Source organism: Candidatus Neomarinimicrobiota bacterium (genome assembly GCA_036476315.1).
GTDB lineage: Bacteria > Fidelibacterota > Marinisomatia > Marinisomatales > S15-B10 > JAZGBI01.
This window is the reverse complement of record JAZGBI010000027.1, coordinates 1-12,996: the sequence shown is the minus strand read 5'-3', so window position 1 is coordinate 12,996 and position 12,996 is coordinate 1. Positions and strand designations below refer to the sequence as shown.

Annotated in this window: 9 protein-coding genes; all 9 read left to right on the top strand. The window is 49.4% G+C overall.

The window, feature by feature from the left end:
• On the top strand, positions 1-1,526 hold a 1,526-nt coding region (locus V3U24_03320), incomplete at its 5' end, for a CRTAC1 family protein (GenBank protein MEE9166479.1).
• 78 nt (positions 1,527-1,604) lie between these two features.
• Positions 1,605-2,531 carry a sugar phosphate isomerase/epimerase family protein gene (locus tag V3U24_03315; protein MEE9166478.1) on the top strand — a complete coding sequence of 309 codons (927 nt, stop codon included), beginning with the start codon at positions 1,605-1,607 and terminating at the stop codon, positions 2,529-2,531.
• A gap of 56 nt (positions 2,532-2,587) precedes the next feature.
• Positions 2,588-3,991 (top strand): Gfo/Idh/MocA family oxidoreductase, encoded by a 1,404-nt coding sequence (locus V3U24_03310; GenBank protein ID MEE9166477.1) that lies wholly within the window; start codon positions 2,588-2,590, stop codon positions 3,989-3,991.
• A gap of 207 nt (positions 3,992-4,198) precedes the next feature.
• Positions 4,199-5,362, top strand: coding sequence for a tetratricopeptide repeat protein (locus tag V3U24_03305; protein ID MEE9166476.1), 1,164 nt, complete (start codon positions 4,199-4,201; stop codon positions 5,360-5,362).
• Positions 5,363-6,154: 792 nt separating this feature from the next.
• Entirely contained in the window at positions 6,155-7,399 is a 1,245-nt protein-coding gene (locus tag V3U24_03300) for a tetratricopeptide repeat protein (protein MEE9166475.1), read from the top strand.
• A gap of 383 nt (positions 7,400-7,782) precedes the next feature.
• Positions 7,783-9,426, top strand: a complete 1,644-nt coding sequence (locus tag V3U24_03295) for a CRTAC1 family protein (GenBank protein MEE9166474.1) — start codon at positions 7,783-7,785, stop codon at positions 9,424-9,426.
• Positions 9,427-9,894: 468 nt separating this feature from the next.
• Positions 9,895-10,995, top strand: a complete 1,101-nt coding sequence (locus tag V3U24_03290; GenBank protein ID MEE9166473.1) for a tetratricopeptide repeat protein — start codon at positions 9,895-9,897, stop codon at positions 10,993-10,995.
• Positions 10,992-11,780 (top strand): creatininase family protein, encoded by a 789-nt coding sequence (locus V3U24_03285; GenBank protein ID MEE9166472.1) that lies wholly within the window; start codon positions 10,992-10,994, stop codon positions 11,778-11,780. The genes V3U24_03290 and V3U24_03285 overlap by 4 nt, the downstream gene beginning before the upstream one ends.
• A gap of 70 nt (positions 11,781-11,850) precedes the next feature.
• Complete coding sequence (locus V3U24_03280) at positions 11,851-12,765, top strand: transporter (GenBank protein ID MEE9166471.1); 915 nt, start codon at positions 11,851-11,853, stop codon at positions 12,763-12,765.
• Positions 12,766-12,996: the final 231 nt, after the last annotated feature.

Below are 12,996 nucleotides of genomic sequence, written 5' to 3'. Positions count from 1 at the left end.
GAGGTATTCTGTCAGACGAAACGGACAGACAGGTGCAGGGACTATGGTTATTCAGGAACAATGGTGACGGGACCTTCAGTCAAAAGACTCACGAAGTAGGATTGACTGAAGTAACGGCTTACGGTATCGGAATCGCTGCAGCCGATTACGATAATGACGGTGACCAGGATTTCTACTTTACAACACTGCACAAGAACATGCTTTTCAGAAACGAGGGTGGCGCATTTAAGAACGTTGGTGAAGAAGCAGGCGTGTCCGGTGTCTCAGAGTGGAGCAGTTCCGGCATTTTCTTTGACGCTGACAGAGATGGCTGGCTCGATTTGTATGTAGGTAACTACGCAATCTGGTCTCCGGAACAAGACAAATGGTGTTCAATGGATGGCGAGAACAAGGCCTACTGCCCTCCTGAAATGTACGAGGGTATTCCAAGTCGATTCTATAGGAACAATAGAGACGGTACTTTCACCGATCAGACAGAAGAAGCGGGATTCTTACCGGCTCCCGGTAAGTCACTGGGCATGGCCGAGTTCGATTTCAACGACGATAAGTGGCCGGACCTCGTGGTCTCCAACGACGGGGAAGGCGATCTTCTCTATGAGAACAACGGTGATGGGACATTTACTGAGAATGGGACGGTCAGAGGCATGGCATACAGCGAGCATGGGGAGGCTCGTGCCGGCATGGGTATTGATGTTGGTGTTGTCGACAGTAGTGGTCACCCCTCTATCTTTATTGGCAACTTTTCGAACGAAATGATCGGCGTTTATCAGTATTCCGATGGCGGGTGGTTCATTGATCGCGCCGCACTCTCCAAGATTGGACTGCCGAGCCTGAATACCCTGACGTTTGGGCTCTTTTTGTTCGACGTAGAGTTTGACGGGGATCTCGATCTTTTTGCCGCCAATGGACATGTCTATCCGAGCGGCGTAAACATGAGAAGCCAAAACAGAAATACAATTAGCTATCGACAATCTTCTCAGCTGTTCCTAAATGACGGCGATGGCACTTTCGAAGAGGTAGGCCAGAAGGTAGGAGGAGTGTTTCGTAATCTCATGGTGGCACGAGGAGCCGCCCACGGTGACTATGATCGTGATGGAGATCCGGACATACTCATAACAGAGAATGGTGGTCCGGCACATCTCTGGCGTAACGATGCGACGAGAGGTAATTTCCTCCGGGTCCGGCTGGTGGGCCGCAAGAGTAATCGCGACGGCATCGGATCACTCGTTGTCGCAGTCGCTGGGAATTGCGTGATGACAAGACGGGTTCGTACGGGATCCAGTTACCTTTCGCAGTCTGAGACAATCGTTACGTTTGGACTGGGAGAGAAATCGGTCGTTGATTCTTTGAGGGTCCAATGGCCAAGCGGCCAGGTGGACAATTTCGTCAATATTGAGTCAAATCAGGAAATAGGAATTGAAGAAGGATCCGGCACGTTTGAACGGCAACTGCTCTCAGACGACCGACGGCGGGTGGCTGTCGCGATGGGTAACGTAAGAATGCACAGTTGGATTGGAGCCAGATAAGTGTGTCGTCATCGTGCCGGGAATCAGAAATGACAGTTTTGTGGATGGAACCAACACCTTAAGAAAAGGAGTTCAGTTATGATTAATCGACGTGATTTCTTGAAGCAATCCGCACAGTTGGCAGGCGGGTTGAGTATTGCCCGTTTGGCGGGTACAAACGTTTTCGCTTCTTCGAAGGAACCACCCTTCAAGATCTCTCTGGCTGAATGGTCGCTCAACAAGGCCATTTTCGGTGGCAAGCTTGAACACCTTGATTTCGCCCGAACAGCAAAGAACGACTTCGGCATTAAGGCAGTTGAATATGTGAACCAGTTTTTCATGGACAAAGCACAAGACGAAGTATTCTTAAAAGAAATGAGGGAGAGGGCATCCGGAGAGGGAGTCGAAAGCCTTCTGATCATGTGTGATGGGGAAGGTTACCTCGGAGATCCAGATGAACAAGCGCGCGGGAAAGCGGTAGAGAATCACCATAAGTGGGTGGAGGCGGCAGTATTTCTTGGGTGCCATTCCATCCGCGTAAACGCCAGAAGTGAAGGAAGTTACGATGAACAAATGAAGCTGTCTGCTAACGGATTGCGACGTTTGACTGAGTTCGGGGATCAGCATGACATAAACGTGATAGTCGAAAACCATGGCGGGTTGTCCAGTAATGGAAAGTGGTTGACTGGTGTCATGGAAATGGTTGACCATCCCCGTTGCGGGACCCTGCCGGACTTTGGAAACTTTCGCATAAAGGATGATGAGTGGTACGATCGGTATGAAGGGGTGAGCGAGCTATTACCCTACGCAAAAGCGGTTAGTGCAAAAAGTAATGCCTTTGACGAGAATGGTAACGAGACTAGCACCGACTATTTTCGAATGATGAAAATCGTAATTGATTCGGGCTACCACGGATATGTGGGTATAGAGTACGAGGGAAAAGAAATGAGTGAAATGGAAGGAATCAGGGCAACAAAACGCCTCCTGGAACGAGTAAGAGACGAGCTGGAAAAAACTACGGAGTAAACCCCATGTTCTGGAGATTTCGCTCTTAATTCAGACCTGGACAAAAAGGAGACATTATGAGAAGGAATAAGCGCTATTCACGCCGGTCTTTTTTGAGGAAATTTGCCGCGATGTCTGCCATAGGTATCGGCGCAGTTCCTGCAGTACTGAATTCCAAGGTGTTTGGGATTTCTCCAAGGAAGACGACGCCTGTCTCACCGAACGATCGCATTCGCATTGCGACAATTGGTATGGGGATTATCGGTTTTGTCGACACCAAGACCGCACTTCTTGTACCCGGGGTTGAGTTTGTGGCTGCTGCCGATCTTTATGACGGGAGGCTTGTTCACACGAAGGAAGTTTTCGGCGATGATGTGATTACCACCCGAGATTACGAGGAGATACTTGCCCGGCCTGATATTGACGTGGTCATTCTCTCCACCCCGGACCACTGGCACGCGAAGCTCTCTATTGCTGCAATGAAGGCCGGTAAGCATGTTTACTGTGAGAAGCCTATGATTCAACATCTTGAGGATGGACCTCGGGTTATCAAGGTAAGCGGGCAAACGAAGCGTATCTTTCAAGTTGGCAGTCAATACGTAAGCTCTATCATATATGACAAAGCCAAGGAACTGTATGAGTCGGGTGCCATCGGTAAACTCAATATGATCGAAGCGGTATACAACCGAAATTCTTCTATTGGAGCCTGGCAATATTCAATACCTCCAGACGCCTCTCCGGAGACTATCGATTGGGACAGGTTCCTTGGTGATGCACCCAAAAGACAGTTCGATGCCATGAGATTCTTTCGGTGGCGGAATTACTGGGATTACGGTACTGGCGTTGCTGGAGATTTGTATGTCCACCTGTTCTCAGGGATCCATCACGTTCTGACGTCCAAAGGACCGAATCAGATTGTGACTAAAGGGGGCCTTCGCTTCTGGATTGACGGTCGGGACGTTCCGGATGTGATGTTGGGGCTTCTTGAGTATCCTGAAACTGACAACCACCCAGCATTTACCCTGTCTCTTCAAACGAACTTTGCCGATGGAAGTGGCGGTGGTTCCCACTTTCGATTCGTCGGAAGCGATGGCGTTATGACGATCGACTGGGAGGGTGTTTCCGTTTCCCGTAACCCCCGGCGAAGACCATCAGAAGAAGAGGTCATTGATGGTTACAACTCAGTGCGCACTTTCTCTGAGGCTACACAAGAGAAATTTGCCAGGGAATACAGGGAAAAGTATCCTACGCCTGAAAGACTCGATATGGGAGAAAGACGTGAATACAAGGCACCTGAGGGTTACGATGACCGTTATGATCACTTTGCGAATTTTTTCAATTCGATACGCAACGGTGATCCCGTTGAGGAAGATGCCTCTTTTGGGTACCGGGCGGCAGCGCCGGCCGTGATCTGTAACATGAGCTATCTGGACAATCGCATTTATGAATGGGACCCGGACAAGATGAAACTCAAGTCCTAGTGGGCTTCGAAGTCGCCTAACCCCAGTTTCGCCCACATTTCAAAATCTTTGCGGCGAATCACAAAGATCCTGTGGATAATTCAGCTTGGAATCACCAGAGGTCTCCCTATTCGTATTTTCATAATGACTGTTCTGCTTGTGAATACGGGATGCAGCCCTAAGTCGGATGACGAAGTAAGTTCAAAGACATATTTGCGGAGAAAGGCTTTGACTCCAGAGGTGTCGCATCTCTTGATCAAGGCAGAAGATTCTTTTCATCAGGGCGACTTCAATACTGCCCTGAAGTTGACAGACAGCGCAGCGGTTGACGCGCCGGAACTCGCCGATATCCCTTACTTGCAGGGTCTCATATTTGCAAAAGTCACTCAACTGAATCGGGCCAAAGCCGCCTACGAAAGGGTAGTTGCGCTGGACCCCAATTATCGCGCCGCCTGGTTTAAGCTCGGGAACAATGCCTTCCGCCGTTACAAATACGGGGAAGCCGTGTCCATGTACCGGAAAGAACAACAATTAGCGCGGGAAAAGGCGCAGGCGAGCCACGGGGAGATTGACCTCGAGCGGCAACGGACGACTCTACTCCAGCTAGGACGCGCGTATATCGAACTGGGGAAGGTTGACAGCGCTGAGCAAGCCTATCTGCAAGCCATCGCTATAGATGGTTCATATGCGGAGGCCTACAGTGACCTCAGCGCGCTGCATAAAGACAACGGTGATTATCAAACGGCAATCGCCTATTCGCGCAAGGCCCTGAAGCTGGATCCGGAGACTGTACATCATCACTATTTTCTCGGTCTTCTTTTGGCCCAGACCGGACAGGAGCAAGAAGCTATCGGCTACCTGAAAACGGCCATCGAGCAGCGGCCATGGCATCCTGGGGCGCACTATAACATGGGGCAGGCATTGATCCGCCTTGGACGTATGGAGGAAGGACGAGACTACCTGGCTGGGATCGACAGCATACAGACGTTGGCTGACCTCATTGACGAGGCGGAATTCACGGCCCGAGTAAATCCCGATGTACCGCGACGCTGGATTAAACTGGCGCGCCTGCTGCGCCGCGCAGGGCGCCATCAAGAGGCGATGGATGCTTATGACGTGGCTCTCTATTTGTCGCCCAAAAGCGTCACCATTCAGCGCAATGTGGCCAACCTGAGCTTGAGCCTCAGCGACACGACCGGAGCGATCAAACGCTATCGTGCGATACTCTGGCAGGATCCTTCCCTCGGAGAGATATGGGTAAGTCTGGGGGCGGTCTATGCACTGTCGGGAAGGCTGGAGGAAGCCCGACAAGCCTGGCAGAATGCACTTCGGTATCAGCCGGATAACGTCCAAGCCACGGCCTGGCTGGCAAAGTTCCAGGAGGGGCCGTAGCAGAAGCAAGTAGGAATTTGTGGTATGACTATCGCCGGTTTGTTGATGGGTTTCAATCTCTCCAGTGAACAGGCAGTATTTTCCCCTGTCCTTTTTCCCGATTTGATTGGGTGACGAAAATCTCAAGATCCCGTGGAGAATTGTTACTCTGTAAGGGTTTTTGTTCTTTTTGTCCCCGAAGGGTCGGGATCTTCGACTTGATACAAAAAGCACCAAAAAAATCAAGGCCCGTCTACATTTCATTACGACGGACAAGGATTCTCCGCAGGATCTTGAGATTTCTTGACGGAAACCGCCTCCGGTTCTAATTCGCCCGAAGGAATCAGGCCGGATAAGAAACCTGGATGGTGAACACCGTTTGAAGGACCTTCGGACAGTTATGAACTCTCCAAACAGGATTTTTTCGGAAAACAACCCTGGGCTAAATATTTCAGATGCGGCAAAAGGGGAACCAACGTCTCCTTTTTGGTGCTGATTAATCGGCACCATGAGTGGCCTTATCCCGCCCTTGCGGGATTCAGCTTGTCCGTCGTAGCGACCTGTTCATCGCAAGGAACTGAAGATGAAAGTGTAGATGGACCAGAGGCCTTTTGGTACTTTTCTGCCTGAGAAAAGTACGGAGAGAAACAAGCTCCAGATTGACACATGAGAAGAATCTGGGGGTAGGAGAGTGCAACTGGCACAAGTTGCAGAGGTAGTATCTAGATTGGGTAATCACCAGAAGATTTTATGTGCTTCCCACCGTACCCAGTCGTATTGTAAGTGACCCCCTACCATCGTAAGTTTATCGGAATGAAAAAGGCAATCAGGCATCTGGCCTACCTGCTTTTAGCTTTACTTTCCGTTGTCCTCATTGCAGCGGGATGTAAGTCCGGATCGGATGGAGAGAAACTTTCACAAGCTGACCTTGAAAGACAGGCTGTTGATTCAAAGGTGAACCTCATGCTGGTCGAGGCCCAGGACGCCTTCCATCAGGGTGCCTTCGGCGTTGCCCTGGCGTTGACTGACAGCGCGGAACATTATGCACCCGAACTCGCAGACACGCCTTTCTTGCGGGGACTTATCTATACGAAAATGAGACTCTTCGATAAGGCTCGGTTCTCGTATGAGAAGGTTCTGGAACTGGACCCGGACTACCATGGAGTCAAGCTTAACTTGGGAAGCACAGCGCTTCGCCAGGGACGCCCGCGCGATGCCCTGAAATGGTATCGAAAGGAACAAGAGGCCTACTCATCACCCGCTATTCTCCTCCAGATGGGGCGCGCTTATGCAGAACTGGGGGTGGTGGATAGCGCTAAACAGGCCTATCTGCAGGCCATAGCTGCAGACAGTTCCTATGCAACGGCTTACTTCAGACTCAGTGAAGTGTACAAGGATGAAGGTGAGCTTGAGTTGGCCTTGGAGTATTCGCGCCGGGGATTGGGTCTGGACCCGGACAATTTGAATTACCGTTACATGTTGGGCTCCCTTTTGTTGCTGGAGGGCCAACTGGAAGAAGCCGAGGATCATCTCCAACAGGTAGTGCGCAATCGTGCGTGGCACTATTGGGCTCACTATAATTTGGGGCAAGCTTTGATGCGGCTTGACCGAAGAAAGGAGGGACAGTACTTCCTCGATTTGGCGGATAGCCTCAAGGAGTCTGTACAGGAGATCGAGAATTGGCGATCCTTGGCGGAAATGAACCCCGATCAACTGATGTTATGGGTCAACTATGGGGATGCCCTCCGTCGTGCCGGTCGAATCGATGAGGCGATTGAAGCTCATCACATTGCCATGTCTCTGGCTCCCCGGAACATAGCCCTGCAGAACAATCTCGCCAACCTGTACCTGATGCACGGGGACACGGCATGGGCTATAGCCGGGTATCGCCGGGTTTTGCACCAAGACCCAACCGTAGCCGACGCATGGCTTAATCTTGGGATGGTTTATGCCAGCATGGGGAAGACGGAGGCGGCAGAGCAGTCCTGGGAGAACGTGCTCAAGTTCAATCCGGGTGATTCAACGGCGAAGGCTTATCTGGAAACCCTTTCAGATTGACTCGATAACACCGTGGATTTCTCGGTGTGAACCGGGTGATTTGAGTAGTCTCAATTTATGATGTGTCATAACACTAACTTGATTTATTCATCAGCCACAGATAACAAAGAGTATCTCAATGTGATATTTAGAACTTTGGAATGGCCTATTTCCAACTTGTGTCCTGAAGTACTTTGTTCAATATTATTCTTTTGTAAACCTATGTTTATTAGATCTCACTGTGACCTCTGTGGTTTTGCAGTGGGATTATCCGGGCTAATCAGATTGTGACGCCAAAATTCCAAGTAGCAGTATTTCGGGACAGGTGGATCCGTCTGGTTCACGTGTGGTTCATTGTGGCATCAGGTCTCTGGTTTTCGTGCACGGAATCAGAACCTGCACAAGTGAAACGAGACAAACTCACTTTTATTGATGTAACGAGAGAAGCCGGACTAGGCGATTTTCGGCACGAAACGGGTGCATTCGGGGGAAAATTGTTTCCTGAATCAATGGGTTCGGGAGGTGGTTTTATCGATTACGATAATGACAACTGGCCAGACATCCTTCTTGTAGGAGGGGGAGAATGGCCCTCCCATGAGACTAAACATGTTCCGGCATTATGGCTCTACCATAATAATGGAGACGGTACTTTCACACTAAAAACTGAAGAGGCTGGGTTGGGCGGTATTTCCGCTTATGGTTTTGGTGTAACCGTGGCCGATTACGACAATGACGGAGATCAGGATTTCTATTTTACCACGCTCAGCCGGAACATGTTGTTTCGTAACGAGAAGGGCGTATTTTTTGAGGTGGGCGAGATTTCGGGAAGCTCTGGCGAACCTTCATGGGGTACCTCCGCTATCTTTTTCGACGCTGATCGGGACGGCTGGGTGGATCTTTACGTGGGCAATTATGTGGAATGGTCACCGGAAAATGACCTTCTGTGTACACTCGATGGTGTGAACAAGGATTATTGTACGCCGGAACTTTACATCGGTGTTCCGGGTCGCTATTATCGAAGCAATGGGGATGGTACGTTCATGGATGAGACAGAGACAGCTGGATTCTTACCGGCCCCTGGGAAAACGCTTGGTGTAACCGAATTTGACTTCAACAGGGATGGTTGGGTGGACCTGGTGGTGGCAAATGATACGCAGCGTGATCTGTTGTATGTGAACAATGGTGACGGTACGTTCACAGAAAAAGGGGCATTATTTGGGGTCGCTTATGATGAACACGGTAGGGCTAGAGCTGGCATGGGTATTGATGCCGGTGTTGTGGACAAGAGCGGTGAAGAAACCATTTTCGTAGGTCATTTTTCAAAGGAAATGATTGGGGTCTTCAGATATGGAGCAGGGGGACTGTTTGAAGAGCGGTCAGCAATATCAAGAATTGGCCGCCCGAGTCTAATGAGACTTACGTTTGGTATTTTCCTTTTTGACGTTGACCTTGACGGAGATCTCGATCTTTTTACGGCTAATGGACACGTACAGCCCGATATAGAGCTAACTCAAGACGGTATTTCATATTCACAGCCACCCTATCTTTTTCTCAATAAGGGAGATGGTACCTTTGAGGACGTGGCGAGTACGAGCGGTGAGGGTTTTATTGAACCCGTTGTTGGTCGTGGCGCAGCTTATGCCGATTTTGACCGTAACGGTAAACTTGATATTATGGTAACTGAGAATGGGGGTCCCGTGCATCTCTGGCGAAACAATTCTGCGGGAAATCGTTTTCTCAGGGTTCGTTTGGAAGGCAGCAAAAGCAACCGCGATGGTATCAGTTCACGATTGGTAGCTTGGGTGAACGATCAGCGAATGGAACGGCGGATCCGGACTGGATCGAGTTTTCTCTCGAGCTCGGAGAAAACAGCAACCTTTGGCCTTGGTGAGGCAACCTTTGTCGATTCCCTTCTGGTATACTGGCCCTCCGGACTGGTGGAGCACTTCAGTGAAGTGTCGGCGGATCAGGAGGTGCAGCTTGTGGAAGGATCGGGCTCACTCGTTAGGAATCCAATGTCGGTTGGGAGTACCATCACCTCTCAATGAATGCTAACTTGATTGATCTATTCATCAGCCGCTAAGAAACGCGAAGTTATACTAATGGTTTTATTTAGGTTTGGATCAGGCTTCCAGCCTTTCAGTGTTGAAACATTTACCTGGCAATATGTTTCTCCTATGTACCTATTTCTTTTACCTTTGTGTTCCTTCATGTTCTTCGTGGTGAATAATTCATGCTTAATCTTCATGAGGTTTCTACTGGTAGACACTTGCCGCGATAGATTTGCACAATTTCTGAATACTTCAAAAATATCTCTTTTTTATGAACTTAAATCCAGATACTGAATAGATGTCATGAGTTGGTTGAATCGATCCAATCGAGGAAGATATTATGGACTGCTATCCTTACAGTTGCCACTGTTTTTTACCATACTAATCCTGACAGGCTGTCATTCAAATCGAAATGAAGACCATCTAGCGTCGGATCCCGGGAGCGCCAAGTTTTTGCTTGAAGGAATGGAAGAATTGCGTCACCATAGATTCCACCTTGCACTGGCACTTGCAGACAGTGCAGAAGAATATGCGATTAATGGAGCAGATGCTCATTTTTTTCGCGGGCGCATCTACTCAGAATTGGGGCGTTTTGGCAAAGCGGACACGTCATACCGGACAGCGCTGAAGCTGCGGCCTGACTACAGAGGAGTGTGGAATAATCTTGGAAACAATGCCTTTCGCCAACAGAAGTACCGGCAGGCGATAGAATATTACCGCAATGAACTGCATGCCCGCCCGGCACAAATCCCGCTCAGAGGTATGGGGCGCGCCTATGTGGAACTCGGCAAGGTAGACAGTGCAAGGCTTGCTTTTCAACAAGCATTACAGCTGGATGACGAATATGCGCCCGCCTACTTGAGTCTTGCATTTCTGGAAGAAGATGAGGGTGACTTTGAAAAGGCTGTACAACATGCTGAGAAGGCCTTCGACCTTGATTCAGAGAACTTGGAGTATCGATACATGTACGCCTCCCTATTGCTTCGTACCGGACAAAGCGAGGAGGCAGTCGATCACTTGCGTTATGTTACGGAGAAATGGCCGTGGCATCACGGTTCCCATTACAATCTTGCTCAAGCCCTGATACAATTAAGCAGGGAAGAAGAAGCCATTGAGTACTTGGAGGAAGCTGAACAAGTACGAGCAACACAAGCTAAGATCGATCATCTTGAGAATACCGTACATTCACTCCCTAACGATCCTCTGTCACACGCAGCCCTCGCCTTTGCCCTCAGGAGAGTGGGTCGTTACAATGATGCCATGCACGCTTATAAGGTGGCTCTCTATCTGGATCCTCTGAACCCAGAAATACGGAACAATGTCGCCAATCTGTATTTGATGCGCGGTGACACAACCGAGGGTCTGAATCAATACAAAATAGTACTGGAGCAAGATTCCACTCTTGTGGATATCTGGATTAACCTGGGAATTATTTGTGCTTTGTCGAATGAAAAAGAAATGGCCCAGCAGGCTTGGCAGAATGCCCTCAAGTATGACCCAGATAATCCGATGGCTCAGGCGTATCTATCAAAGCTTTCTGGCACACCTTCGGGAGGACCGAAATGATTCATGAATGGGATTTGACACAGACAAATTTATCCAGATTTGCGAAGGGTAAGCCTGAGGTGGCTGTGCTGGGTGCCTGCGCGATTGAGCCCCATAATTTTCACCTTCCAGAAGGACAGGACTTCTTGCACACCAGTTATGTCGTGAAAGAAGTCAGTAGGATTTCGTGGGAAAAGACAAAGTCAGTTATTTGCCTTCCCCCCATACCATACGGTGTGGACTGCAATCTAATGGACTATCCGTTAACCATTCATGTCTCTCAGGCCACTCTGGACAAGATGATAAGTGAGATTGCCGAATCACTGGTTCATCACGAAATAAGAAAGATTCTTCTTATCAACGGGCACGGGGGAAATGACTTCACACCACTTGTTCGGCAGATTCAGTGTGATCTGGAGGTTCATTTCTTTCTCTGCAATTGGTACACGGTAGGGATGGACAAGTATGATGAGATTTTTGAAAAACCTGATGACCATGCAGGAGAATTCGAAACATCAGTGGCGCTGGAACTATACCCTGAGCTGGTGGAACTGGATAAAGCGGCTGACGGTAAGACCCGCCCGTTTCGTTTTGAGGCGTTAAGAAAAGGGTGGGTCAGAACAAGTCGAAATTTCTCAAGAATAAATGATCAATGTGCTACCTCCGATCCGTTGCTGGCTACATCAGAGAAAGGTCGAAGGTATCTCGACCTTGTTTGTGACCGGGTTAGCACCTTTCTCATAGAACTGGCCAAAACTCCCATCGATGAATACTTCCCCCACGATCCGGAGTTCGAAAGTTCATAATCAGATGGGTCGCAACATTCACAGGAGGACTGAACGTTGTGCCCTGCATAGCGGGGAGGACATCATTTCCATGATTCGAGGATTTGTACACTGTTTCGCTCTGGGATTTACAATTCTGATGGTCGCTGAAGGCTATGGGCAGGACAGGAGTGTGCGGAGCGATATAACCATTTTTGACGTATATGATGGGACCAGAAATGTCATATATACCAGCAATGAGCTCTTCGAAGCGCCCAATTGGTCCCCTGATGGCAGTTACCTCCTGGTAAACTCTCAAGGTAGACTCTATCGACTTCCGATTTCCGGTGGTGCTCCGGAGCTGGTGAATACGGGCGACGTGAATGGGATAAACAATGATCATGGCATATCATCCGATGGGTCCCAATATGTGATTTCAGCGGGACAGATCTTCATCTTGCCTGCGGAAGGGGGTGAGCCCCGCCAGGTGACCGAAAAGGAATCCAGCTATTTCCACGGCTGGTCTCGTGACGATAAGACTCTGGTATACTGTGGTGAACGGAATGGCAACTACGATATCTATTCCATTACTGTTGAAGGGGGTCAAGAACGGCGCCTGACGGTTCACGAGGCGTTTGATGATGGGCCTGACTTCTCCTCTGATGGGAAATGGATATATTTCCACTCGGATAGAGGGGGTAGCCTGGACATCTGGCGGATGCCGGTATCGGGAGTAAACCCTGAGGCCAGAGCTGAGCAGATTACTTCAGACGCCTACGAGGACTGGTTTCCTCACCCTTCCCCTGACGGTAAATGGCTGGTTTTTCTTTCCTATGATGAGGGAACGGAAGGTCATCCCGCGAATCGGAATGTTGTTTTAAGAATGATGTCTTTATCAGGGGAAAACCTTAAAGAAGCCGAGATTGAAGGGGTTGTAGAACTCCTCGGGGGACAGGGTACCATCAATGTGCCCTCCTGGTCGCCTGACAGCAAGTTTTTTGCGTACGTGAGTTATTCTCTGGATTAGGTTCGAAGCGTGTAGAAATCTGTTGTCTTACCATGCTGGCCAAAATGCGCGACAAATCTCATTCGTCCTCGCGGGAAGAGAAACACCGTCAGAGACAACGGTTATCAAAGAAATTGAACTCCCCCTTTGGTGCCGATTCATCGGCACCACTAGTGGCCTTATCCCGCCCTTGCGGGATTCAGCTTGTCCGTCGTAGCGACCTGTTCATCGCAAGGAACTGAAGATGAAAGT